The following is a 25,842-nucleotide window of genomic DNA, read 5'->3' as shown; positions in this document are numbered from 1 at the left end:
CGAGAGCAGCGAGGGATGATGTATGGGCAAGTTAAGCGCTAAGGGTGCGCAGTCGATCGTCAAGGCAGGGAGGCCAGGTCGATATGGTGATGGAGAAGGTTTGTACCTGATGGTACCCCAAAGCGGCCTACCCTACTGGATGTTGCGCTACACCCTGTTCGGCAAGCGTCGTTCCATGACCATCGGCAAGCAGGCTAACCTCTCTCTGGCCGACGCCCGCGCGCAAGCAGCACAACTCAAACAAAAGATACTGCAAGGTGAGGACCCCATCACCATGCGAAACGCTGAGAAACAAGTGGTCTTCCGAACCGTCGACGATCTCTTCATTGACTGGTATCAAGATTTAGAGAAAAGGCTTAAGCACCCGACCATACCCAAACGGATCTACACCAAAGAGATCCAACCTAGTATCGGGCAATATCCACTCGATAAGGTTACGCCGTTAGAGATCCGCAACATCATTCGAGCCGTTGCTGACACTGGTAGGCCCAGCATCGCCAATGACACGCTGATGTACCTTAAGCAGCTTTTCAACCACGCCCTTAAACTACACCTGCTGATGCACAACCCAGCAGCAGCTTTCAAAGTTGATGATGCTGGCGGCTTGGAAAAAAGCCGCACACGGGCGCTGACCCTTGATGAGCTCGATCAGGCATTCAAAGTATTCAAAGAGCACTCAACCAGCTTTACACGCGACAACTATCTCGCCTGTGCCCTGTTGGTCACACTTGGTGTCCGAAAAACCGAGCTCACCGAGGCCAAGTGGGAGGAGTTCGACTTGGGTGAAGCACTATGGAGGCTGCCGGAGGATCGCAGTAAGACGGGCAGTGCAATCACCATTCCCTTGCCGCCGCCAGCAATCGACTGGCTGCAAGAGCTGCAGATCCGAGCCTGTGGTTCCGACTACGTGTTTCCAAGTAGACGAAGTGCAAAGAACCCGCATATGGGAAAAGACACGCTGAACCGCGCCATCGCCAAGCTGTTTGGGCAGGAGCCAGGAAAGAAAAAACAGCCACCAAACCGAATGGGTGAACTTGAGCCCTTCACAGTGCACGACCTTCGCCGAACCTGCCGTAGCTTACTGGCTGCAGAAGGTGTGGCACCACATGTGGCAGAACGATGCCTCAACCACAAGCTTAGAGGCATCGAGGGCGTGTATGACCAACACGACTATCTTGAAGAGCGGCGAGAAGCTCTAACATTGGTAGCGAATACCATCAATGCCTTAGTAACAACAAATGAAGTCAAATAATTCAAACTTGATCGGATCGTTACTCACTTTGCCCAGGGTGACTGCCAAGTCGGGTGGATTACCGAGCCGGATACGTTGCCACAACCACTGCAAGTACATGGCCTCATAGCGCTGGATCTCAATTCAGTCTTCATGCCTGAGATTTATCGAAATGTCAGTGCAATCCCTAAAACACGATTAAGCCAAATCAGGACCAACCCAAACAGGGCGATGTTCAGATGGAGGGGGCTACACTCACTAGGCTGGTGGACTTGACCAAATATCCCTTTTACGTCATTCGAAGAGTGGACAGCGGGTATCGGTATGTCGCAAAGGTAATCAGTGAGCAAAGCTTTCGGCATCGTCATGGCTTCGTTGGAGGGGAAGTGCTCTGCTTAACCATAAACCCATCAAACAGCACAGAGCTGCTTGATGAGTATGGACTTGAACTATAAGAGTCAAACAGCCCCTTCCGTTGACAAGCATCTCAAGCTGGTCATCGCTCACTTCAACTCAGAGGCTATTACGATACTCGTTTTGTTTGCGCTCAAACTCTGCGTTATGGTGAGCCATATAACCTTCGAAGCGCTTTAGTGCACCTCTATCGAGGTGAGTGGTGCTCAGCTCAGTTCCCTCCTCAACGCCCATGCCTTTCAACTGCTTAATATCCAGTGCCTCAGAAGCAGTCAGAGCGTAGTGACTCTTCTCCGGTAAGAAGGTGATTAGGTGATAGTCGAACAGCTTATCCAAATGGGCACAAAGCAGAATCCCGTTGGCACCGTCTAGGCGCTCTTCTTTGGTTTCGCAGTTTTTCCATGCCTTGATGTGCGATGCAATCAACATCTCTTTGACGTTAACTAAGGTAACGGCACACTTCTCACCACCCCAAAGATTGATAACATCCTTTCGGAATTTACCCTGTCCGATACGTGCCATCACTTGGCTTTCACGCTCAGAAGCTGACAGATCACTATCTTCGATGAGCTCGTTCAGGTCGAAAGCTAAATCATCTTCCAGCAGCAGCGTTTGTTTAAATTCGGCATCGCTGACATTCAGCAGCACGTAGCGGTTGTTGCCGTACTGCATCGTAATGTTAATGGGCTCATCAAACCATTCAAGATCCTGCGGCTTAAACTTGATGTTGAAGTTATGAAGAGGTTCATCCTCTATCAGATAGCGAGTATCGATGTCCTGTTCAGTGAGCTGCTCCCGCATCTCTTCAAACCAGCCATTCTGCTGATGCTGCTCCGCACCGCGTTGCGCCTCCTCAGCAGTCAGGCAATCAACCTTCTTAATGCAACCAACCAGAGACTTTTGCTTACCCTCCATGGTGTATAACCAGACCGCGTAGCTCTGCCCCGCATGACGCTTCTTGCTAGTATTCACCGGCTGCAAAAATGAGTATTTGTAGCCATCGATCAGCTTACTGGTGTCTTTTAGCCACTCTTCGTGCCCATAACCACGCTGATACTCAAAGCAATTGCGGTCCAGACTTTTACCCTTGGGGCCCGATGGACGCTGCCAGTCAAAAGTGTTCCAGCAGATCCGTGCTAACTTTTTTTCCATAATGATCTCTTATTGCTTTTTATAATAAATTGGATTTAAACATAAAGCTTGGTTCGTGTTGCCTGATATTCATTATTGATTAAGGACTCTATGACCTGGTGGAGTTTCTGCCCTCGCTCTAACGCAAGAGTTTCTAACTTGTTCTTCACATCCTCTGAAACATAAGTGTTAAGAGATTTCTTTCCAACACGATTGTCGCGATGTTTTTTTTGGTGCCAAGCTTTATTAAACCTATGAAGAAACAAATCTTTACTATCACGCTCTGCCTCCCATAAGTCAAAAGCGGTACATATTGACAAATATCTTTCAGCGTTATCCATAGGCGCTAAATAGTCGCTTTTAACCGGCGAGTCAACAATATGCTTCCAAGCCCACCATATTTGTTCTTCATTTTTTTCGTCAAGCCAAGAAAATGTTTTTGTCTTTCTAAGTATTTGAGCCCATTCTTCAGCTAAACGAGACAATAAATCATCTTTCCATGACCTTATTACATTCCATTCATCAAAAAAATTAACAATTGCTTCATACCTGATAGAATGGCTTCGCGCCTCTCCCTTCATATAGCCAAAGTCAATATCATTGTGATTGGGTCGTTCTAAGTGGCTATAACCAAGCTTGGTAGGGGTTGAATTAATCAACCAACCCCAAACCCAAAAGCAAGCTCGCCGATCACTTTTAATCCAAGAAAATCTATCAGATGAGATAAGATCGTGTTGGCAGGCTGATTTCATTCTATTGGCAAAAGCAACCTTTTGATTGAAATCATTAATCTTTCTGTCTAAGATTGAATTTATTTCAATACACATTTCTGCAGGATTGGTTTTCCATGTTAATGCGTCACCAAACTCCTTTTTAATGTAACGCAAATAAAATTTACACTCTCGCAGTGAGTGGCTTATTATATATTGATCATGAATAGCCATGACGCACATACTCCATCTACTCGGAAACCTCAAAGGCATGGTTACTGCGTAACCTGCCCGTATCATTTTGCGTCCCCACAACGTATCTCCCTCGTCGTGCGCCACCTAGTAAACATCGTTACATCAACATAACCTAAATTCAATCAAATGTCGGTAAATTGCCGCATGGGATGCCCTCATAGCAAGATAACTCCAGAGTGACTCAATGAACCAATCCCTCAGGCCACACTGACCTACATGCTCTCTACTGTTCGCTGCAGCCGAACATCACCGCCATCGGCGATGTCGGTTAGGTAATATGGATAGCTAATAGATCCCTAAATTGAATGTTAGATAATCACTCAAGCCCAATAAGGCTTGATGTAGGAAGTAAGCGACATGAAGTAAAAAAATAATGGCAATGCACTCCTATGAACACACCATACTTAGGAGAAGAATCATGCCATCGCATACCATCAACAGTCATGGACCACTCGACCAAAGATATCTCGAACGTATTCATCAAACCATCCATCACTCCGTTAATGACTACCCGAGGACCTTAGCATTACGCGTAGATCTTCGCTTACCCGGAGATACGCAGAATATGGATCCCATGGAGCAGGACACACCGGATCACTTCGCGGATACGGATCCAAGTGTCATATCCCGCTTCATGGCATCCCTCAACGCAAAAATCCAAGCCGATCTCAGTAAAAAAAAGAATGCCGGGAAACGGATCTATCCTTGTAAGGTCCGATACGTCTGGGCCCGTGAGCAGAATAGAGAACACAAGACCCATTACCACACCTTGCTGCTTTTCAATAACGATGCCTACTTCACCTTAGGTGATTACCGAGACTTGAATAATGTTTGCATGGCCACACGGATCATCCATGCCTGGTGCAGCGCCTTACGAGTCGATCCCATGGAGTTTGCTACCTTAGTTCACTTTCCAGATAATCCTCTTTACTATCTCAACCGAAACTCTTCCTCGGAGGAGTTCCAGCAGTCCTTCAATGAACTGTTCTATCGGGCCAGCTATTTAGCCAAGAAAAAAAGTAAGATCTACGGCACCGGTTTTCGAAACTTCGGCTGCAGTCAACATTAAAACAAGGCGGGCAAATGCCCGCCTTATTGTCACAGCACCAACTCACGAAAGTCGCGGTCGATCTCATCCTGAGTCACGCCGATATAACGCAAGGTGACTCCGGCAGAGCGGTGTCTCAGCATCTGCATCACTCGCGCAATGTCGTTAGTGGCCTGATAGAGGTGGTAACCGCGCGTCTTGCGCATCGAGTGAGTGCCCAACGCGATCTTGAGCTCCTCCCCCACCAACTCAAATGCCTTGCCGACTGCCCGACGGGTGATGGGCCTGGGGGTTCGGTGGCGTGACTGCTGATTGCGATAGGATTGGAACAGATAGAGGTGGTGGGGATGCTCATCACGGATCCGCTGGATGATCTTTTGCGCTTTCGGATTGAGGTGGATGGTGGCCAACTTGCCGGTCTTGGACTCGCGCAGGACCAGACGATCACCGTCAATGTCACGGAAGGTGATCGACAATAGATCGGAGATCCGCAGCGCCAGGTTCAGACCCAGATCCCACACGTCCGCCATCTGCTGGCTGTGGCGGATCTTGAGGAGGTGGCTAACCAGTTGAATGGTTTCAGGTTCCTTCACGGCATGCACTTCGGCCATGGCTCAGGTTCCTTATTTCGATTGAAATGGGGATTTTGAGTACTTCAGAGCCCTACCTCCTCGCAAAGGCTTATGGAGCAAGGGTTCTCAAGTACCCAGAAGGGCAAATTGGGAACTTCGCTCTATTCCTGCGATGAGGGCGTCAGAGCAGGCCGCGCTCCGCAAAGGAGACACTGTCCTTGCCCACCACGATGTGATCCAGTACCCGGACGTCGATCAAGCCGAGCGCCTCAATCAACCGGCGGGTGATCGTCCGATCGGCCTCCGAAGGGGTGGCCTCACCCGATGGATGGTTGTGAGCCAGGATCACGCCGGCGGCGTTGTGCTGCAATACCACCTTAACCACCTCGCGGGGATACACGCTGGCCGCGTCGATGGTGCCCTGAAACAGCTCGACAAACTGGATCAGGCGATTCTGGTTATCCAGCAGCATCAGGGCAAACACCTCACGCTCATAGCGGCCCAGCTTAAAGCTGAGAAAGGCCTTGGTCCGGGCCGGGCTGCAGTAGGCATCCGACGTTACAAATCGATCCGCCAGAATATCGGCGGCTTTCTCCAGTACCTGAGTCACCGTCATGGGGCCCTCGGTGACATAGTCTGTCTTGCGTTCATCACTCATGTTGCGCTCCCTCTTGCCTCTGGCAGCAACCGCGCTGGCTGCAACCCTGGCAAACCAAAAGGAATAAAAAAGGCGGAGCAATCTGCTCCGCCTTGGATTATTCACGTCCACTGTGCACGTCCTAAAACGCCTCAGGCGTCCTGGCTCTTGGCCCAGTTGTAGCCAGCAACCACACCAGCAACAAACAACTCAGCCATCGGCCTAGCGATCAGAAAGGAGAACATCACTTCCCTCCTTCAGCGCATGGTAAAGCCCGACACCGACCACGAAGCCGGCAACAAATGCGAAAGGCATAACGCCTCCTGGACTTTCAGAAGTACGACATCGCCAGAAAACGGACCGAATTCCGGCACCTAACAGCAACACGATCGGCTACTGCAAGACCGTAATATGTATCTGAAAATTTTTGGAATGCAGAGCGAGACATCACCTGGGTAAAAAATGAAGGGCGGGCGCTATCTCATGACCTGAACAACAAGGATTTCCTCATGAGACTCATCAAACTGAAAGACGTCATGCACAGCACCGGCCTGGCCCGCTCCACCATCTACAAGTACATCGCCGAAGACGGCTTCCCCAAGCCAGTACCACTCGGGGGGCGAGCAGTAGCCTGGGTGGAAGGCGAGATTCAGGACTGGATAATGGAGAGGATTGAGCAGCGTGAACTGAGCCACGCTTAAGCGTGGCTCAGTCGATGACTATCGAGGCTCAAGTATGAGTTCACCGTCGACTTCTGTGCCATCTGGCAAGACTATCCTCCCTTTTCCTTTGACTCGGTAGTCATTGGCAATGGCATAGATCAGCGTCACGCCCAAGGCCCAAATCAATACCACAACAGCGATCGTTAACTTGCTGCCTACAGCGGATCCAACTATTCCCACTCCCCACCCAACTGGGTTCCAAAAGTTGGATGCCGCAACGCCCGCCGCTGCTATCGCTGCAGCAATAGCAGCCTTGGATGCACCAGTAATGATACTGATGTTAGATGCAAGACCTGAATCCTGTATCACTATGTAGTCATAACTTCCTTTCAATGCACTCTCTAGCTCACTCGATGTATAAACGTATGCAATGTCATACATGGCACTCTCCGATAAAAACCTGAATTAAATTGAAAAATTATGATGACGCAAGGTCTTCAAAGTTGTCATGAGCACACTGCGGACACGCCATTGGCCACTCACGTGGAGATAGCACGTCGAAGTCGGAGACAGCACGGTCTTCCTACAGCAGTGTTTACTTCAGACTGTTTACGGAGAGGACTTAATGAAATGATTCATCTCAGCTTTCCTTATAAGAGTCACATTTAGCTAGATCACTCAGGAAGTTCTAAGCGCCAGCACCTATTGGCGTCCAATGTCGACGCCAATCACTGCAATCACGCAACAAGTTCTCCATCAGTAGTAACAAGTCACACGATCTGCATTTGGTTAAAAATGTTCTTATTCGGTCAGCTGCTTTGAATTAGTTGTGCACTAAACAGAAGCATTACTAACGCAGATAGCACCCGAAGGGCCGCACGCGACCCATGAGAGCAGTTACCACCGTCCGACCTCGTCAGCAGGAAAGCTGTAACAGTGACTAAATGTAGATAAAAACTTAAAAATAACAAATCCATTCATATGCCTTCCCTAAGCGGGAAGGCATAAACACCAAGACCCCGTCACCATCTGCAGCGGAGATGCCATGAAAAAGCGAACAAACAGAGAGCTTGCAATAGATTTTAATTGACATTTACTCCTGTGACCCCTCCGCAGATAAATTCGTAGAGCGAAAACGAAAAAAAACATTGACGCGCCATTCGTTTCGCCTCTACGATTAGAGAGAAGATGAATCGTAGAAAGAAAACGAACAATGAAAAACACTCAGACTATCGGTAATCTCTGTAGGGAAGTCATCACCGGAGCAACCAATATTCTTTTTGACAAAGAAGCAACTGAAAACGCCAACCACAAGCTGTTAATGGGTGCATCACTCAATCCACTTGGTGAAGTAAAATCCGGAGCTCTTGTTCCCATTGACGTCAAAGAGGGTCGCGACCCTAGCAAGTTTCTTCTTCAGTCCGGCGATGTGGTGCTTTTAGCAAAAGGCAGCACACCTCGTGCAGCCATCATCAGTGAAGAAGTATCGAAACAGAATGTTGTGGCCTCTGCCAACTTTTTACTACTTCGACCCGATACCAGCCAGGTACGCGGTGAGGTGTTGGTGGCATACCTCAATAGTCCGCTGGGCCAGTCTCAGTTAGCTGCACTTAGCACCGGTTCAATCGTTACCAACATCAGTGCCGCAAGCATCAAGAAGTTCACTGTCCCTGTCCCGACTGTGACTTCGCAAGATAAGGTGGCTGAATTGTTCTGGGCGCGCAATCACGCCTACCGAGATGCAATCGCAGTCGCTGAACAGCAAAAAATAGTAGCCAACGTATGCATTGAAAATCTGATGATGGGCGATGCAGCATGAAACAAGTAAAAGAAATGCTCCTGAAAATCATGGACCAAGGCCGTGGTAAAATGGAAGTCCATCACATTATCGACTTGATCGCTTATATTGCTGTTGTTGCCAAACTACACCCTCAAGGCTTTAAACGGCTCCACGAAGCGACTGAGCTAGACCACCACGACATTCTGCATGAAGTATCACAAGAACTGAGCGAACGGTTTGACCTCAACGAGTATGTTGTAACTCCACCGCCTCCAAGCCATATCGATCCAAAAACATTGACAACTATTGTCGACGGGCTCGCCAATATCGAAGACAAAAAAGTCTTAGTCAAACCGCTGCGTCATCTTGCTGCACAAGCAAGTCGGTACGGCGAGAGCTCATCCAACACCAGTACGACGATGCTTTTTAAAGCTCTAATTGGCAACTGTCACGACAAGGTGGTTTATGATGGCGCTTGCGGTCTAGGGGGTGTTGTTACTGATTTAGGGCCTAAAAAAGCAATCTTAGAAGAGATCGATCTCAGTACCTATACATTAGCTTCGCGCCTGTTCCGGCTTGATGATTCCGAGACAGAGTTCCACTATGGTGATGCCCTTTCCAAGCCACAAGTGAAAGCCGCCTCCGCGGACATCGTAGTGATGGAACCTCCGCTCAATCAAAAGTTCAGCGCCGATCAACGTCGTCAACTGGATGACGCCAACTACCTGATTGCTAAGCCGGAACGTAACATGTCGGCAAACGCAGGAAACGTTCTTTGGCTGCAGCTAGCCCTGGATAAACTCAAAGCGAACGGCAGAGCGTATATTCTGTTACCTCAAGGCTGGCTATTCCGAAGCGGTTATGACGCACAAGTGCGTCAAGCTCTACTTGAGTTGGGACTAATCGAAGCTCTTGTTGGATTACCGAGCGGCCTGCTCACTAACACTGGGATCCCCACTGTCTTAGTTGTACTCAGTAAAGCAAAAAATGTTGATACACCAATTCACTTTGTCGACGCCAGCGAAGTCGGAGCAACTAAACGCAACCAACGCACATTCAACCAGGATGACGTCAAACTCATCGCGGAACTCGCAGCAGGAAAACATACTGCGGATGAACGCTTCAAAGCCGTTGCTATCGATGAAATCCAATCCAACAATGGCAGCCTCAGTATTGGTGCATACCTCGCCAAGGAGGTTGTCGTAGCGCGACTGTCTTTAACTGAAGAGCTGGCAAAGCTGGCGAAAGTAAAAAACCAAGCAGAACAGTCACATCAATGGTTGTCCAATCTGATTGATAAGGTTGCTGCTCAGACGAACGCTGCATGAAGACGGAGCGAGGAGGTGGGCTCAGCTCATGGGACCTCCTCGGTCTACGTTAAAGCTCTGGACAACCAGATGACCCGAAGCTCAACTCTTTTACGCATGAATGATAAGCTAGGACAATATGCTCCAACACTCTACTGCCGAGTAACTATGACACTAATTTCATTGAAAGATCTGGAAGCCCACTTATGGCACGCGGCCCACATCATCACGGGTCCAATCGATGCTTCAGATTACAAAACCTACATTTTTCCTATTCTCTTCTTCAAGCGAATCTGTGATGTCTACGACGAAGAGTTTGCCGATGCATTGGCCCAAGTTGGTGACGAGCAACTGGCTCGCGGTTCGATGTTTCACCGCATTCAAATTCCACAAGAGTGTCACTGGAAAGACGTTTTTGCCGAAACCAAAGACATTGGCCAGGCCTTAAAAGATTCATTTCGTGGTATCGAGTTAGCAAATCCACAATTGCATGGCATTTTCGGCGATGCGAGTTGGACCAACAAAGAGCGCCTCTCTGACGAGCTGCTATCAACACTGCTTAACCACTTTAACAAGGTTAATCTCGGTGTATCGAGTGTGCGTGATGATGACATGGGCCGAGCCTATGAATACCTCATAAAACGCTTTGCCGATAAGGCTAACAAGAAAGCAGGCGAATTTTATACCCCACGAACCATTGTCCGCTTAATGGTCAATATCCTAGACCCACAAGCTAACGAGAGTGTTTATGATCCGGCCTGTGGCACTGGTGGTATGTTGTTAGAAACCATTCATCATGTAAAAGACAATGGTGACGACCCAAGGCGGTTAAAAATCAAGGGGCAAGAAAAGAATTTAACAACCGAAGCCATTGCACGAATGAACCTGTTTCTCCACGGGCAGGAAGACTTTGAGATCGTCCGTGGTGACACGCTTCGGGAACCCAAATTTCTAAAAGATGACCAGCTGGAAACTTTTGATTGTGTGATAGCAAACCCTCCGTTCAGTCTTAAAGAGTGGGGATTCGAACAGTGGAAAAGTGATCCATATCAACGTGCGAATTACGGATTGGCTCCCAAGACCAATGGCGATTTCGCTTGGGTCCAGCATATGTTTGCCTCTTTGAACGAGCGTGGACGCATGGCCGTTGTGCTACCTCATGGCGTTCTGTTCCGAAGCGGTGCCGAAGGAAAGATACGTACCCAGCTTTTGAAGGAGAACAAGCTAGTCGCGGTGGTGGGCGTCGCCTCTAATCTGTTCTACGGTACCGGCATCCCAGCCTGCATTTTGATCCTACGCAAGCAGCGGCCGCGGGAGCACCACGATCATGTGCTGTTCGTCAATGCCGAAACCATTTTCACCAAGGGCCGAGCCCAAAACACGCTAAGCGAAACGCAGGCCGATGAGATTTACCGGATTTATGACTCCATGCGCCGTAGCGGGCCCACTGCCGAAGAGATCGAAGGCATTGCCCGCTGGGTACCAATGAGCGACATTGAGGACAACGGCTACAACCTCAACATCGCCCGTTATGTGCAACAGCCCCTGATTGAAGAAACGATCACTGTGGAAGAAGCACTCAAAGATTTTCAACAAAAGCTCGCCGCCCTTGAGCAGGCAGAACAAGAGCTCGAAGCTTTGTTGATCAAAGAGGGCTTTGAGCTATGAGCACCATGAATAAGAAAAAGCTAGAAGATCTCCTATGGGGGGCCGCCGAGTTTTTACGCGGCCAAATCGACGCCTCAGACTATAAGCAGTACATCTTTCCCCTGCTGTTTTATAAGCGCCTGTCGGATGTGTATTTAGAAGAATACACCGAAGCATTGGAAATCCATGAAGGTGATGCCGAATACGCCGCCATGCCCATGTTCCACCGTTTTGATATTCCCAAGGAAGCCCGCTGGGAAAAAGTGCGCCACACCAGCAAAAACATTGGTGAGGCCATTCAAAACGCACTGCGTTTAATTGAGGCCAACAACCCGCGCTTACATGGGGTGTTTGGTGATGCCCAGTGGACCAACAAAGAACGCCTGCCCGATCACCTGCTATCTGATCTAATTGAGCACTTCAGTAAAATTCCGCTGGGGATTAAATCGGTCGCTCAGGATGATCTGGGTGAGGCTTACGAATACCTAATCAAAAAATTCGCCGACGATTCCGGCCACACCGCTGCTGAGTTTTATACCAATCGTACCGTCGTGCATCTGATGACGCGCATTATGGGCTTAAAACCCGGTGAAACGGCTTACGATCCCACTTGCGGCACCGGCGGAATGCTGCTGAATGCCGTGATGGACCTACGTACTCACGGTGAGGAATGGAGGTCGGTACATCTCTATGGCCAAGAAGTAAACCTGCTCACTTCGGCGATAGCCCGAATGAATATGTTCCTGCACGACATTGAAGAGTTCGATGTGCTGCGCGGTGACACCCTGGCCGAGCCCAAGTTTATTGAAAACGACCAGCTCAAGCAGTTTGATGTGATTTTTGCTAACCCGCCTTACTCCATCAAAAAGTGGAACCGCGATAAGTTTGCCGCTGACCCATACGGCCGCAACCTCTACGGCGTACCACCGCAAGGCTGTGCCGATTATGCGTTTTACACCCATATCATCAAAAGCCTAAAACCGGATACTGGCCGTGCCGCTATGCTCTGGCCACATGGCGTTTTGTTCCGTGATTCCGAGCAAAGCATCCGTAAACAGGTGATTGAGTCCGACATTATCGAAGCGGTAATTGGCCTTGGGCCAAACCTGTTTTACAACTCGCCTATGGAATCCTGCGTGGTGGTACTCAACTGCAATAAACCCGCCGAGCGGAAAAACAAGGTGTTGTTTATCAATGGCGTGGAACACGTTACCCGAGAGCGCGCCCATAGCCGCTTATCGGATGAAGATTTGGCTGTGCTGTGCGAGGCTTACTTTACGCCAGAAAAGCAAAGCGACATTACTGCTTTGGTGGATATCGACACCATCAAAGAAAACCTCTACAACCTGTCGATTCCGCTTTATGTGCAAGCTCAAAACAACGGCGAAGCGCACGATATTGAGCATGCCATCGAGGCATGGAAAGTTAGCCGAGTGCAATTGAAAAAGCAGACCAATAAATTATTCCACAGCCTTGCTGAGCTGGGATACGACATACAAGGAAGTATTAGTGTCGCGGAAGGCAGGACGCCGGGAGCGACCGAGACTGAAGTTAGCAAGGTGGAGCAGTAAATGACTGAGCAACAATTACCCGAAGGCTGGCAAATGGTGAAGTTTGGCGATATCGCCAAACACATTTCCAAACGTGTTGAACCGAGTGAAACTGAGCTAGAAGTGTATGTGGGCCTAGAGCATTTGGACCCAGATAGCCTAAAAATAAAGCGTCATGGTGTGCCAAGCGATGTTGCTGGGCAAAAACTGTTGGTCAAAAAAGGTCAGATTATTTTTGGTAAACGCCGGGCATATCAGCGCAAAGTGGCTGTGGCAGACTGGGATTGTATTTGTTCGGCACATGCTATGGTGCTTGAAGCGAATCCTAAAAATGTAATACCTGAATTTCTGCCATTCTTTATGCAGTCAGATGCGTTTATGGAGCGTGCAGTAGCGGTTTCTGAAGGTTCGCTATCACCAACAATTAAGTGGAAAACGCTTGAAAATCAGTCTTTTGTCTTCCCGACAAAAGAAAATCAAAAAATCCTTCTTGATATTTTAAAAAAACTTGAGTTGGCGAAATTCGCTGCCATTGATGCATATTTATCTTTCGTAAAATTTAAAAAAACATTCTCAACAAAACTCCTGAACCAACACATGTCGCAATTTGGGATGCAATCTGTTGCAGATTTATGCGTGCAAATTACGGATGGGACTCACGATACGCCAGACCCGGTTGATTATGGAGTCCCTTTGGTTACATCAAAGCACTTGGTTGATAACAGAATTCTATTTGAAGATTGTTATCAAATTTCTGAGTCATCTGCTGCCGAAATTAATAAAAGAAGCGCAGTAGAAAGTGGTGACATTTTGTTTGCAATGATTGGGAAGATAGGTTCACCTGTGATTGTTGGCAATGATTCACCAAATTTTTGCATAAAGAATGTCGCTTTATTCAAAATGGGCGGAGATCAAGAAAGAGCTACATGGTTAAAGATGTACCTCGAATCTCCAATCTTTGAAAGAGAAATACAAATAAACCAATCAGGAAATGCCCAGAAGTTCCTACCGTTAAAATACTTAAGAACCTTTGTAATTCCTAAATTTTCTGATGAGTCTCTTTTACTGTTAGAGCATTACAATATATTGAATGAGGAGATTTTGATGCTTCAGTGCAATTTAGAGAAAACCATGTTTTTAGAAAAATCAACCAGGAATAAAATATTTAGTTTTTAGGGGGCTCTCTTATGTTTAACGAACAAACCGTCACAGAGAATGGAATTATCGACCGTTTAAAAGGTTTAAGCGGAGTAAAGTGGACATACTGCCACGGTGAGAGCCTGCCCAAGCAAACGCAGGATATCTTCGTTGATGAGTGGCTTAAAGACGCGTTGTGTTCGTTAAACCCCGATATTGCCAAGCAACCAGATTACGCCGATGAAGTGATTTACAAACTGCGTGGCGTGGTGCTAGAAGCGCGCCACACTGGCCTGGTAAAAGCCAATGAAAATTTTCATGAATGGTTAATGGCCGAGAAGACCTTGCCTTTAGGTGAGAATGGCGACCATATCACCATCAACCTGATTGATTTCGATAACATCGACAACAACCACTTTGTGGTGTCGCAGCAGGTGCACTATATCGCGGCGACCGAAGTCTATTTTGATATTGTGCTCTATGTGAACGGTATTCCCTTGGTAGTGGGCGAAGTGAAAACCGCAACCCGCCCGAGTGTGACTTGGCAAGACGGCGCCGCCGATTTTATGGGCGGTAAAAAGCACTACTGGAAGAACGTTGAACCCTTCTTTGTACCCAACCTGCTATGTTTTGCCAGTGAAGGAAAAACCTTTGCTTATGGTGCCATCAATGCCCGGGCAAAAGATTGGGGTCCTTGGCACAATACCGACCTGCGCGATGACATTTTGCCCGGCTTGGCATCGGTGCTGGATAGCTGTGAGGGTTTGTTAAACCCGCAAACCTTATTGCAGCTTCTGGAATCTTTCGCGCTGTTTTCAACGGTTAAAACCGGTAAGAACACGCCACCCAAGCGCATTAAAATTCTGCCGCGTTACCCACAGTTTGAAGCGGCCAAGCAAATCGTCGAGCGTGTGCGCAAAGGCTACCCAAAAAAAGGCCTGATCTGGCATTTCCAAGGGTCGGGTAAATCCTTACTGATGCTCTACGCCGCCAAAATGCTGCGCAGTGACAATGCCCTGAAAAACCCCACTGTATTGATCGTGGTCGACCGCCGCGACCTGGACAGCCAAATCAACGAGACCTTTGGCGGTGCGGACGTTAAAAACCTCATCAAAGTACAAAGCTGCAAAAAGCTTGGTGAACATATTGAGCAAGATAGCCGTGGCATATTAATTACCACCATCTTTAAGTTTAAAGATGTCGAGATCGACGATAGCAACCCCAACGGCCTCAATAACCGCGATAACATTATTGTGTTAGTGGACGAAGCTCATCGCACGCAGGAAGGTGGCTTGGGCGAGAAAATGCGCTGGGCCCTGCCACAAGCGCACTTTTATGGTTTAACCGGTACACCGATTTCGGGTATTGATCGCAATACCTTCAAGCTGTTCGGCGCCGAAGAAGACCCCGGGCGCTACATGAACCGCTACAGCTACAAGCAGTCGATCCGCGATGGCGCCACTAACCCGGTGAAGTTTGAACCACGCTTGGCAGAACTGCGAGTAGACCGCGATGCCATCAACCAAGAATTTGAGCAGCTCGCCAAAGACAATAATCTCGACGACGAAGAAAAGGCCGCACTATCAAAACGTGCAGGCAAATTAGCGGTGATGCTCAAAGCACCTAAACGCATGGCCGCCGTCAGCAATGATATTGCTGAACACTTTACCAGCCACGTAAAGCCGAAAAAGATGAAAGGCATGGTGGTGGTGTATGACCGCGATGCCTGCGTACAAATGTACTATTTGCTGGGTGAAAAGCTCGGCTTTGATGCCGTTGAAGTAGTGATGAACGTCGACCAAGCACCCGTAAAAACCGAAGAAGGCGGTAAAAAAGACAAGCTCAATAAAGACTGGCGTAAGTGGCACGACGATTTAGAACTGCCGATTCAGCAAGCAGATTTTGAGCGTTGGCAGCAGATTGATGCCGAAGACCAAACCCAGAAAGACTTAATCGAAAGCTTTAAAGACCCCAAGCATCCGTTGCAGCTGATCATCGTCACCGCCAAGTTACTTACCGGCTTTGACGCGCCAATCTGCTACTGCATGTACTTAGATAAACCGCTGCGCGATCACACGCTGCTACAGGCCATGTGCCGCACCAACCGTTTGTACGAAACAGACGATGTGCGCAAAGACATGGGGCTCATCATTGATTACCTTGGCGTGTTTGAAAACCTGCGCACCGCGCTGGCCTACAACCCGGAAGAAATCGATGGCGTGGTAGAAGGCATTGAAGCCTTTAAAGAATTATTACCCGCCCAGTTAGATAAATGTTTGTCCTTCTTCCCGGGTGTTGACCGGACCTTGGAAGGTTTCGAAGGCATTATGGCGGCGCAAGAGTGCCTGCCAACCAATGAAAAACGCGATGAATTTGCCGCGAGCTTTGGCGTGTTAGCCAAGCTTTGGTCAGCCATTAACCCAGACACCTTCTTAGCCCCTTATCGCAAAGACTATAAATGGCTGGCGCAGATCTATGAATCAGTGCGCCCAGTCGGCCAAACCGGCGCTTTGGTGTGGGCTGCCCTTGGCCCTGAAACCATCAAGATGATCCACGAGCATACCGACATCAACCGCATCCGCGATGATATCGACGAGCTGATCATGGATGAGCACGCAATATTCACCCTGACGGATAAAGAGCAAGAGCAGCGCGCAAAACGCCTGGAAATTGACTTGATGGGCCGCCTGCGCGGCAGCAACGACCCTAAGTTTGTCGAGCTGGGTGAACGCTTAGAAAAACTGCGCCAAGACTACGAAGCTGGTGTGATCAAAGCCATCGACTGGTTAAAAGGTCTGTTAGATGCCGCCAAAGATACAGTACAAGCCGAGCGCGAAACCGGCGAGCATGTGGTGACCGAAGAGGACAACAAGCAGGCCTTAACCAAACTCTTCTTGGAAACCCGCCCAGAAACCACGCCGAAACTAATCGGCGATTTAGTGGAACAGATCGACAAGATCGTCAAAGCCACCCGGTTTGAAGGCTGGCAAAACTCCAACAGTGGCCCGCGCGAAATCCAGAAGGCACTGCTAGTGACACTGGCTCAGTTTGGCTTAGGCAAAGACAAAGACCTTTTCGCCAAGGCGTACGGTTACATTGAAGAGCATTATTGATTCACACATTTTATTGCTCACACAAATAATTGCTTTTGCTATGTTAATATTTTTGGTAGGTAAAATATTAAGGCTGTTTATTGAGGCCCAACATGAATGGCTTGATTGCTCTACATCGAGATTTCTGTACTCTCGAGTACTGGGTAGCCAAGTTCATCATCAAAACGACTCTGACTGATGATGGCAAAGAGTTCACCGACTGTTTCTTCGCTACAGGCCAGCGGCAGCCGACCAGTGACCATGAATTCGACACGGAGTGCACAGACCATGGTATTGAGCATCGCCTTATCTCCCCTGCAACGACTCAGAGCAATGGAATTGATGGAGCATTTCAGATTATCTGGATTACCTAAAGGAGACTTTTCTGCGCTATCAGCGCGTATACAGAGACTATTTAACGATTGAAATATCACTATCAGACTTCACTCGAATTGTTTATTGTGAAGCCCATTAATCACCGAGGACCTGAAAATTAAATGACGTAGATATTAATATCCATTCTCTAGAATAGTAGGCTGTAAATTCATAGAGTTTTCGACCATTCAATTATCCATAGCACTTTTAAAGCAAAGCTAAGATCATTTACAACTAGTGCTTGCGTTGATTGATGTTCAGATCCAATATTGCATATATTCATATATATCAAACTATGAGGCGTACATGAAAGTTGGGCAGACCGTTCGACACGTAAAACAGCACGAACTCGGCGTATGAAGAATTGAATCAATTAATAATCATGGCATAACTGTTGCTTTTCCATCTGCCAGATTTATTGAGCTGCATCCCTGTTCAATAATCAGCACTAGCGACTCGAATTTTGAATGCTTTTGAGGCTTCAAGAGNAGAGAAGGCAGAGAAGGCAGAGAAGGCAGAGAAGGCAGAGAAGGCAGAGAATAAGATAACATTGAACAAAGATAGCATTAGTAATAACAAGTCAACAAAGGAAAATACTCATCAATCATTTCAAAAAAATTTCATTCTAGAGTGGATATTAGTATTCCTACCAACACTTTTAGTTGTTTTGATTCTCAATCAAAGTTTTTACGGAAGTTGTTATTCAAGTTACTGCCTATCTGCCGCAATCCCAAGAGTTCTCATGATCTCTGCAATCATCTCGCTCATGATTACAGCTTTTAAGGACTAATTATTACACTTAATTTAATACTTTATCTTCAGTACGCTGAACAGCCATAGTATCGGGGCCCATACACAGGCCCCGTACTTATTATTATCTAATCCTGGCTGAGTACACCAAAGCCTCCAGGTCAAACATCTCATCTACAGTCATAGCAAGATCATGAACGTTTCTTGCCCAACTTCTACGAGTGATTGACCCACCGATCACTCTGTGACCTTGTGCAGATGTTCTCCGCCAGGTGCTCAACCGAATGGAAGGGCATTCCATCACTGGCTGTAGCGATGGGCACAACAAGCCGGAAACGCCAATTGAACTTAAGCCAGAAGCTGCCCAAGAGGCACGAAGTTATCTAGAGCATCACGCTGACACTAAGCAACGCTTCGAGCGTGTCGCTCAGCTGATTGAAGGCTTTGAATCTCAAGGCGGTATGGAACTACTATCGACCGTTTATTGGGTAGCGACACCAGAGTCAGAAGGCGTTTTAAGCCCTAGTGATCTGGTGGGTAAGGTTCATTCATGGAGTCCTCACAAGGCCGAGATGAAACCAACCCACATAGTGGCAGCCTGGGAAAGGCGCTAAGAACAACAATGGGTTGTTCAGGAAGCCTGAGTTGCATAACGTCATATGCACTTCACTAATGGGTAGCAAATCGGGTAGTGAGTTTGGAAATCACTCAACTCCTCCAGTCAAAATCCTGCATGAGCTTGGTTTTTTGTTCAAAATCAACATTAAGATCCAGAATATCGAATAATTCCCTCCCCCCACCCCCAGCGCAGGCCGGGTCACACCTCCTCGCCTGCGCGTTAGAAATCCCAACTCCGCGATCTCTATTAAGTTTTTCTCAAAGCCGAGTCTGCTAAACTGATGTTCGGGTTCCCCATCCGTGCTTAGTCGCCTTAAACCAAGGTCCTTGATATGTTTTCGGCTCCACATGAGATCGCCTTCGGCGATGTGTTTCTGCCACCGTTGCTGCTGGTCATCGCCATCGCTTACGCCTGCGCCCTGCTCACCGCCCGGGGCTTGGCTGGCATCGGCCTGCACCGTGTGATTGCCGCTCCGGCCCTGTTTGAACTGAGCCTGACCGCCATCTATACCGTCCTGATCGGGACGTTTATTATCCCTTCTTAGACAGGAGTGAGTCGTGATCAAACGTTTTCTGGTGACCGCCATCATGGTGGCGATTGCGGCAACCCTGGTGGTGCTGCGGTACCAATACCATCTCGATAATCCCTGGACACGGGATGCCCTGGTCAGGGCCCATATTATCCAGATCACCCCTCGGGTAACCGGCCCGGTCATCGCTCTGCATATTGATGACAACAGCCGGGTAGAGGAGGGGCAATTGCTGTTCGAGATCGACCCTGTGCCCTACGAAACGGCCCTCGCCAAGGCCGAAGCCAACCTGCTGCAAGCCCAAGCGGCGCTGGATAAGACGGAAAACGAGAACAATCGCGCCATACAACTGGAACGCCGCGAACCGGGCACCATCTCCACACTGCAATTGAACAACTACGCCAATGCCGTCGAAGCCGCGGATGCCAACGTCAAGGCTGCGGAGGCGGCGCTGCGTGAAGCCAAACTGAACCTCGAGTACACCAAGGTGTATGCCGCCGCCGATGGTTTCATCACCAACCTGACCCTGCGCGAAGGGGCTCAGGTGGTGGCCAACCAGCCTGTGGTGGCACTCATTGATGAGGACAGTTTCTGGGTCGAGGGATTCTTCAAAGAGACAGACCTGGCCGGCATCGATATCGGTGACGCTGCGGTGGTAACGCTGATGAGCCATCCCGACCTGCCCATGGAGGCCCGCGTGGAAACCATCGGTTTCGGGATAGCCCAGCAAGATGGCAGCACCGGCGCCTTCCTGCTGCCCAACGTTAACCCGAACTTCCAGTGGATCCGCCTGGCCCAACGGGTACCGATCAAGGTCAAGCTTGATCAGGTCCCGACCTCCCTGCAACTTCGCGTGGGAACCAGCGCCAGTATCCAGATCCAAAAATCCGTCACCGCCGAGGATTAACCCATGCTGTCTGCCCAAACCAAGGAGGCGATCAAGGTTGCCCTGGCAATGAGTCTGTCGATTCTGATTGCCCTCTGGTTCGGGTGGAACAAACCTTACTGGGCAGCGATCGTGGTGATCGTACTGGCGATCACCGACTCTCGCAGTCACTCGCTGCATAAGGGCTATAACCGTTTATTCGGCACGGTGTTGGGGATCTTGATGGCCTTCATGTTGCTGGGCAACTTTGCCCAGCAGCCCCTGCTGTTTATCTCCTGCTTCCTTTTAATCTCCCTGGTTTGGGTTTACCTCAGTGGTTGCCCCTACTACGGCTACGGCTTCCAGATGAGCCTGACCATCTGTGCACTGATCGCCGCCATGGGTGGGACCGACCCCAACACCACCTTTACCCTGGCGATGCTACGGATCCAGGAAAACCTGCTGGGTATCATCGTTTTTTCACTGGTGTTCACCTTCCTCTGGCCCGAGTCAGCCCAGAGTCGATTTTTCCAGCAGCTGAGCGAGGCGCTGGAAAAAGATCTTGCCCAGATCCGGGCGCTTAGGGATCTCCTACGGGGAGAGAGTACCGAAGAGCTGCCGGCAGCCAAGATCCACTACCAGTGGCTGCAGGAGCAGTTGAAGCTGCCCTTGGGGTCAAGCTATATCCTCAGGTTCCGGCCACAGCACTGGCGCAAGATGCTCGACAGCCTTGAGTCTGCGACCGCAATGCTCACTGACATCCATCAATTGTGGGCGAAGGGCGCTCCCCGCAACGAGGCTGAAACGGAGCAGTACCGCGTTCAGCTGGCCGAAGCCGAGCGGCAGCTCCTGGCACTCAAAACGATGGCGGACAACGGCGGCCGGAAGCCGCTGGAGCTCGAAGAAGCCAACGTGTCGACAGAAGCAGATGTTGCCGACCCTGTGACTCTTCATCCCGGCCTGGTTACCGCACACCGGCAACTCATCGAGGCCACCGACCAAGCGGCGATGGCTTTGGGCCAGCGCCCCGGAGATGGCAGCGTCGAACGCCGACGCATACCAGGCATCTCTTTGCGGCTGAACGCCCAAGCCCGCCTAAACCAGGCTCTGGCTGCCGTGTTAATCATGGCGTCAGGGCTGGCACTGTGGATCTACCTGCCGGTGCCGCTGGGGATCCTATTTCCGCTACTTTGCGTCGTCTACGCCAACGTTTCGGTGGCCATGCCCCGGATAATGCTGCGGTATGTATTCACCGCTTTTACTTTTTTCTCCATCCTCAGCCTGGTGCAGTATGTGTTCATACTCCCTACCCTGACAGAGGCTTGGCAGCTGGGGCTGTTTTACTTTCTCAACACCCTGCTGATCTGGCGTCTGTTCGCGGCACCGGAACATCTGCTGCTGAGAGTGCTGGGAGCCCAGATGCTGGTGATGATGACGGCGGGGGCGCTCTATCTCACCCCGGTTTACAGCATCACTCTGTCTCTAACTATGATGGTAACGATCTTCATCGTGCTGTTTATCGTCAACTTCTTCATGAAACTGCTCAGGCTCGGCGAGCCTGAGCAGGCCACCTGAGCGCAGTTCTCGAAAGCGCCACAGGTGTTTTGCTGTCACCACCCTATCAGGCGCTGCGCCCCTGGTACGCCGCCAGCATCCAAACCTCCTTCTCCTGCTGACTGATGTAGTCGCTCAGCAGCGCAACGGTTCCCTCGTCGCCCAACTCTGCCGCCGCCGCCAATACCCGGCGTTGCTGTTCCAGAAGGAGCTTATAAGAGGAGAGCACACTCTCTACCGCGAGATGGCCGTTATGCACGCCTTTCACCTCTTCGATCTCGCTGCGGCTCAGGTAATCGGAAAAACCGTGCAGCGGCTTGCCGCCCAAAGTCAAGATCCGCTCTGCCAACTCATCGACCTTTAACAGCAGCTGGTCATAAATCTCTTCAAACTTGGCGTGCAGCTCAAAGAAGTTGTCGCCCTGGACATTCCAGTGGAAGCCGCGGACATTCATGTAGAGGACTTGGTAGTTGGCCAGCAAGGCGTTCAGTTGCTCTGACAGGGCGTCGGCGCCGTCTCGCTGCAAACCGATTAAATTGGTATTCATAAAGATGCTCCTCGTTTCGATGACCAAAGTTGGTTTCATACTAGAGGCTTAGAAGTCAGCTTTAAAATGGATAGCATCTATCATCCTAATCGATATTTTACTAACCCAGGCTTAGTGTCCGGCTCCCTCTTCCCAGTCGCCCCCGACTTGGATGCTGTGGGGCAGCATGGTAGAATTTTGCGCCTCACTTTCACGGTTGAGGCCCCGCCTCGACCCCCTTTACTCATCGAAAGCCGCCTACACTGTGCTGGCATGACCGTTTGCAGGAACCCGAACCATGGCTCGTCGTGGCAATCTGTTTATCCTCGCCGCCCCCAGTGGCGCCGGTAAATCCTCTTTGATCAGCGCCCTGTTGAAGGATCAACCGGCCGATATGCAGGTCTCTGTCTCCACCACCACCCGCGCCATGCGCCCCGGAGAGGTCGACGGTAAGCACTACCACTTCGTCGGCGTCGATGAGTTCAAGGCCCTGATCGAGCAAGCGGCATTTTTCGAATATGCCGAGGTGTTCGGCAACTACTACGGCACCTCAAAGATCACCATTGAGCAAACCCTGGATCAGGGCATCGACGTATTTCTCGATATCGACTGGCAGGGGGCACGCCAGGTCAAGGCACAGATCCCCGATGCAGTCGGGATCTACATCCTGCCGCCTTCCCGTGCGGAGCTGGAACAGCGACTCCGGTCCCGGGGTCAGGACAGCGACGAAGTGATCGCGGATCGCATGGCTCAGGCGATCAGTGAAATGAGTCATTTCAATGAGTTCGACTACGTCATCGTCAATGCCGAGTTTGACACGGCCCTGACCGAGCTGCAGACCATCGTCCACAGCCAGCGCAATCGCTTGGCTAGGCAGGTGGAAGCACACGGTGGTATGCTAGAAGATCTGTTGGCACAATAGCGGACTTCATGTACACTTTTGCGTCATTTTTTCAATTGCTCATAGACAGGAGTTCCTCGTAAATGGCACGGGTTACTGTAGAAGACGCCGTAGATAAGATCGGCAACCGTTTCGACCTGATCCTGGTTGCGGCGCGCCGCGCTCGCCAGCTGTCCATTCAGGGCAAAGAATCTCTGGTCGACGAAGAGAACGACAAGTCCACCGTGATCGCCCTGCGGGAGATAGAGCAAGGTCTGATCAACTCCAACACTTTGGATGAGCAGGAGCGCCAGGCAGAGCGCGAAAAGGAAGCGGCAGAGCTGGCCGCCGTGGCCGCCATTGCCGAGGGCCGCAGCCTGTAAGACCGGTAATGGCCAAACGCTGCATCTCCCCAGGGCTGCAGCGTTTTTGCATTCCCGCCTACATTTTGGAGGTCGACGTTGTACCTGTTTGAAAGCCTGAAGGAACTGGCGTCCAGTTATCTCAACCCCGAGCAGGTGGAACAACTAACCCAGGCCTATATCTGTGCCCGGGATGCCCATGAGGGGCAGATGCGTTCCAGCGGCGATCCCTACATTACCCACCCTGTTGCCGTTTCAAGGCTTCTGGCCGAGATGCGTCTCGATCATGAGACCTTGATGGCCGCCCTGCTGCACGACGTCATCGAAGACACCGAGCTGACCTATGGCGACCTGGCCGAACGCTTCGGCCAAGATGTGGCCGAGTTGGTGGAGGGGGTGTCCAAACTCGACAAGCTTAAGTTCCGGGATCGCGAAGAAGCCCAGGCGGAGAACTTCCGCAAGATGGTGATGGCGATGGTGCAGGATATCCGCGTCATCCTGATCAAGCTGGCGGACCGCACCCACAACATGCGTACCCTCGGTGCCCTGAGGCCGGACAAGCGTCGTCGTATCGCCCGAGAGACTCTCGAGATCTATGCCCCGCTGGCCAACCGCCTGGGGATCCACAACGTCAAGAATGAACTGGAAGACCTGGGTTTTCGTGCCATGTACCCGATGCGCTACCGGGTACTGGAAGAGGTGGTGGCGGCCGCCCGGGGCAACCGCAAAGAGATCATGGCCAATATCGAGGCCGCCATCATCGGCCGTCTTGATGAACTTGGGGTCGATTACCGCCTCCGCACCCGGGAGAAAAACCTGTACTCCATCTACAACAAGATGGTGAACAAGGAGATCCAGTTTGACCAGGTGATGGACATCTACGCCTGTCGCATTACCGTGGGCAGCATCGATACCTGCTACCGGGTGCTGGGCGCCATGCACATCCTCTACAAGCCGATGATTGGCCGTTTCAAGGATTACATCGCTATCCCCAAGGCCAACGGCTACCAGAGTCTGCACACCTCCCTGTTCGGCCCCCATGGGGTGCCGGTGGAGATCCAGATCCGCACCGAAGATATGGATCAGATGGCGGATAAGGGTGTCGCCGCACACTGGCTTTACAAGAACCAGGAAGATAACGCCACCACCACCCAGATCCGAGCCCGGAAATGGATGCAGAGCCTGCTGGAGCTGCAGCAGAGCGCCGGTAACTCATTCGAGTTTATCGAATCGGTGAAAAACGACATGTTCCCGGACGAGATCTACGTTTTCTCGCCCAAGGGGCGCATCCTTGAGCTGCCGGTGGGCGCCACCGCCGTGGACTTTGCCTATGCCGTCCATACCGATATCGGAAACCAGTGCGTTGGTGCCCGGGTCAACCGCAAAGCCTACCCCCTGAGTCAGCCCCTGAAATCCGGGCAGACGGTGGAAATCATCACCGCACCGGGTGCCCGACCTAACGCCGCCTGGCTCAACTTCGTGGTCTCCGGTAAGGCGCGCGCCAAAATCCGACAACTGCTGAAGAACGTCGAACAGACCGAGTCCATCAACCTCGGGCGGCGACTGCTTAACCACGCCCTGGGCGAATTGCGCCTGGACGACATTGAGCCGAAGCAGATCGAGGCGGTGGTCGCCGGTTCCAACTACGACACCCTGGATGACCTGCTCTCCGCCATTGGTCTGGGGGACGTCATGAGCCTGGTGGTTGCGCAGCGCCTGCGCAACGATGCCCCGAAGCCAGCCCGCAACGACGAGAAAGCCAAGCTGCCGATCAAGGGCGCCGAGGGGATCCTGGTCACCTTCGCCAAATGCTGTCGCCCCATCCAGGGCGATGACGTGGTTGCCCACATCAGTCCTGGCAAAGGGCTGGTGGTACATCGCGACTCCTGCCGCAACATCGTCAAGAGCATGGAGAGCGATCCGGAGAAGTTTATGCCGGTGGAGTGGACCGACGATGTGGACGCCCAGTACGTGACCGAACTGCGGGTGGAGATCATTAACCACCAGGGTGCGCTGGCCAAGCTGACCTCCATCGTCGCCAGCGCCGACGCCAATATCCAGAATCTGAACACCGAAGACAAAGACGGACGGATCTACGCCATCAACATGACCCTCACTGTCGCCAACCGGGTCCATTTTGCCAATGTACTGCGCAAAATCCGGGTGATGCCTGAGGTGATGCGTGCATCTCGAGGTCGTAACTAAAGGA

General features: G+C 50.5%; 23 protein-coding genes. 16 read left to right on the top strand and 7 right to left on the bottom strand.

The annotated features are described in order from the left end of the window. The first annotated feature begins 22 nt into the window (after positions 1-22). Positions 23-1,252 carry a tyrosine-type recombinase/integrase gene (locus tag ABD997_RS11555; protein ID WP_345317175.1) on the top strand — a complete coding sequence of 410 codons (1,230 nt, stop codon included), beginning with the start codon at positions 23-25 and terminating at the stop codon, positions 1,250-1,252. 492 nt (positions 1,253-1,744) lie between these two features. Here the strand turns inward: ABD997_RS11555 and ABD997_RS11550 are convergent, their stop codons facing one another. Next, positions 1,745-2,797 carry an HNH endonuclease gene (locus ABD997_RS11550; RefSeq protein ID WP_345317174.1) on the bottom strand — a complete coding sequence of 351 codons (1,053 nt, stop codon included), beginning with the start codon at positions 2,795-2,797 and terminating at the stop codon, positions 1,745-1,747. 35 nt (positions 2,798-2,832) lie between these two features. Then, on the bottom strand, positions 2,833-3,720 hold the full coding sequence (locus tag ABD997_RS11545; protein WP_345317173.1) for a hypothetical protein: 888 nt from the start codon (positions 3,718-3,720) through the stop codon (positions 2,833-2,835). A 439-nt stretch (positions 3,721-4,159) separates the two neighbouring features. Between ABD997_RS11545 and ABD997_RS11540 the strand changes: the two genes are divergently transcribed. After that, entirely contained in the window at positions 4,160-4,810 is a 651-nt protein-coding gene (locus ABD997_RS11540) for an inovirus Gp2 family protein (protein WP_345317172.1), read from the top strand. A 29-nt stretch (positions 4,811-4,839) separates the two neighbouring features. On the opposite strand, the gene ABD997_RS11535 is transcribed toward ABD997_RS11540, so the two are convergent. Next, the gene (locus tag ABD997_RS11535; RefSeq protein ID WP_345317171.1) at positions 4,840-5,400 is read right to left on the bottom strand and encodes a tyrosine-type recombinase/integrase; all 561 of its coding nucleotides are present in this window, start codon (positions 5,398-5,400) and stop codon (positions 4,840-4,842) included. Between the two features lie 142 nt (positions 5,401-5,542). Continuing rightward, positions 5,543-6,019, bottom strand: coding sequence for a RadC family protein (gene radC / locus ABD997_RS11530; RefSeq protein ID WP_345317170.1), 477 nt, complete (start codon positions 6,017-6,019; stop codon positions 5,543-5,545). 488 nt (positions 6,020-6,507) lie between these two features. Between radC and ABD997_RS11525 the strand changes: the two genes are divergently transcribed. Beyond that, positions 6,508-6,699 (top strand): AlpA family transcriptional regulator, encoded by a 192-nt coding sequence (locus tag ABD997_RS11525; protein WP_345317169.1) that lies wholly within the window; start codon positions 6,508-6,510, stop codon positions 6,697-6,699. An 18-nt stretch (positions 6,700-6,717) separates the two neighbouring features. Here the strand turns inward: ABD997_RS11525 and ABD997_RS11520 are convergent, their stop codons facing one another. Further along, positions 6,718-7,101: a hypothetical protein gene (locus ABD997_RS11520; RefSeq protein ID WP_345317168.1), complete on the bottom strand. Its 384-nt coding sequence runs from the start codon at positions 7,099-7,101 to the stop codon at positions 6,718-6,720. A gap of 772 nt (positions 7,102-7,873) precedes the next feature. Here ABD997_RS11520 and ABD997_RS11515 point away from each other — a divergent pair. The 6 genes from ABD997_RS11515 to ABD997_RS11490 all read left to right on the top strand — a co-directional run bounded on the left by ABD997_RS11515 (position 7,874) and on the right by ABD997_RS11490 (position 17,194). Beyond that, positions 7,874-8,479, top strand: a complete 606-nt coding sequence (locus tag ABD997_RS11515; protein ID WP_345317167.1) for a restriction endonuclease subunit S domain-containing protein — start codon at positions 7,874-7,876, stop codon at positions 8,477-8,479. Further along, positions 8,476-9,768 carry an N-6 DNA methylase gene (locus ABD997_RS11510; RefSeq protein ID WP_345317166.1) on the top strand — a complete coding sequence of 431 codons (1,293 nt, stop codon included), beginning with the start codon at positions 8,476-8,478 and terminating at the stop codon, positions 9,766-9,768. The genes ABD997_RS11515 and ABD997_RS11510 overlap by 4 nt, the downstream gene beginning before the upstream one ends. A gap of 147 nt (positions 9,769-9,915) precedes the next feature. Beyond that, complete coding sequence (locus tag ABD997_RS11505; protein ID WP_345317165.1) at positions 9,916-11,415, top strand: type I restriction-modification system subunit M; 1,500 nt, start codon at positions 9,916-9,918, stop codon at positions 11,413-11,415. Beyond that, complete coding sequence (locus ABD997_RS11500) at positions 11,412-12,965, top strand: type I restriction-modification system subunit M (RefSeq protein WP_345317164.1); 1,554 nt, start codon at positions 11,412-11,414, stop codon at positions 12,963-12,965. The genes ABD997_RS11505 and ABD997_RS11500 overlap by 4 nt, the downstream gene beginning before the upstream one ends. Beyond that, positions 12,966-14,120, top strand: coding sequence for a restriction endonuclease subunit S (locus ABD997_RS11495; RefSeq protein WP_345317163.1), 1,155 nt, complete (start codon positions 12,966-12,968; stop codon positions 14,118-14,120). 11 nt (positions 14,121-14,131) lie between these two features. Then, complete coding sequence (locus ABD997_RS11490; protein ID WP_345317162.1) at positions 14,132-17,194, top strand: type I restriction endonuclease subunit R; 3,063 nt, start codon at positions 14,132-14,134, stop codon at positions 17,192-17,194. 110 nt (positions 17,195-17,304) lie between these two features. Here ABD997_RS11490 and ABD997_RS11485 read toward each other — a convergent pair whose 3' ends face one another. Beyond that, the gene (locus ABD997_RS11485; protein WP_345317161.1) at positions 17,305-17,475 is read right to left on the bottom strand and encodes a hypothetical protein; all 171 of its coding nucleotides are present in this window, start codon (positions 17,473-17,475) and stop codon (positions 17,305-17,307) included. A gap of 1,107 nt (positions 17,476-18,582) precedes the next feature. Here ABD997_RS11485 and ABD997_RS11480 point away from each other — a divergent pair. The 4 genes from ABD997_RS11480 to ABD997_RS11465 all read left to right on the top strand — a co-directional run bounded on the left by ABD997_RS11480 (position 18,583) and on the right by ABD997_RS11465 (position 21,886). Continuing rightward, complete coding sequence (locus tag ABD997_RS11480) at positions 18,583-18,912, top strand: hypothetical protein (RefSeq protein WP_345317160.1); 330 nt, start codon at positions 18,583-18,585, stop codon at positions 18,910-18,912. Positions 18,913-19,248: 336 nt separating this feature from the next. Continuing rightward, positions 19,249-19,461, top strand: a complete 213-nt coding sequence (locus tag ABD997_RS11475; protein ID WP_345317159.1) for a DUF1656 domain-containing protein — start codon at positions 19,249-19,251, stop codon at positions 19,459-19,461. Positions 19,462-19,474: 13 nt separating this feature from the next. Further along, positions 19,475-20,353 (top strand): efflux RND transporter periplasmic adaptor subunit, encoded by an 879-nt coding sequence (locus ABD997_RS11470; protein ID WP_345317158.1) that lies wholly within the window; start codon positions 19,475-19,477, stop codon positions 20,351-20,353. Between the two features lie 3 nt (positions 20,354-20,356). Next, the gene (locus tag ABD997_RS11465) at positions 20,357-21,886 is read left to right on the top strand and encodes an FUSC family protein (RefSeq protein ID WP_345317157.1); all 1,530 of its coding nucleotides are present in this window, start codon (positions 20,357-20,359) and stop codon (positions 21,884-21,886) included. Between the two features lie 46 nt (positions 21,887-21,932). Here the strand turns inward: ABD997_RS11465 and ABD997_RS11460 are convergent, their stop codons facing one another. Beyond that, complete coding sequence (locus tag ABD997_RS11460; RefSeq protein ID WP_345317156.1) at positions 21,933-22,412, bottom strand: Dps family protein; 480 nt, start codon at positions 22,410-22,412, stop codon at positions 21,933-21,935. 277 nt (positions 22,413-22,689) lie between these two features. Between ABD997_RS11460 and gmk the strand changes: the two genes are divergently transcribed. From gmk to spoT, 3 genes are all read left to right on the top strand, one after another. Further along, positions 22,690-23,313 (top strand): guanylate kinase, encoded by a 624-nt coding sequence (gmk, locus tag ABD997_RS11455; RefSeq protein WP_345317155.1) that lies wholly within the window; start codon positions 22,690-22,692, stop codon positions 23,311-23,313. Positions 23,314-23,375: 62 nt separating this feature from the next. Further along, positions 23,376-23,654 carry a DNA-directed RNA polymerase subunit omega gene (rpoZ, locus tag ABD997_RS11450; RefSeq protein WP_345317154.1) on the top strand — a complete coding sequence of 93 codons (279 nt, stop codon included), beginning with the start codon at positions 23,376-23,378 and terminating at the stop codon, positions 23,652-23,654. A gap of 78 nt (positions 23,655-23,732) precedes the next feature. Next, complete coding sequence (spoT, locus tag ABD997_RS11445; RefSeq protein ID WP_345317153.1) at positions 23,733-25,838, top strand: bifunctional GTP diphosphokinase/guanosine-3',5'-bis pyrophosphate 3'-pyrophosphohydrolase; 2,106 nt, start codon at positions 23,733-23,735, stop codon at positions 25,836-25,838. Positions 25,839-25,842: the final 4 nt, after the last annotated feature.

Origin of the sequence: Ferrimonas gelatinilytica, from assembly GCF_039544205.1 — a bacterium.
GTDB classification, from domain to species: domain Bacteria; phylum Pseudomonadota; class Gammaproteobacteria; order Enterobacterales; family Shewanellaceae; genus Ferrimonas; species Ferrimonas gelatinilytica.
The sequence above is the reverse complement of the archived record's forward strand: the minus strand, read 5'-3'. Positions and strand labels throughout refer to the sequence as shown.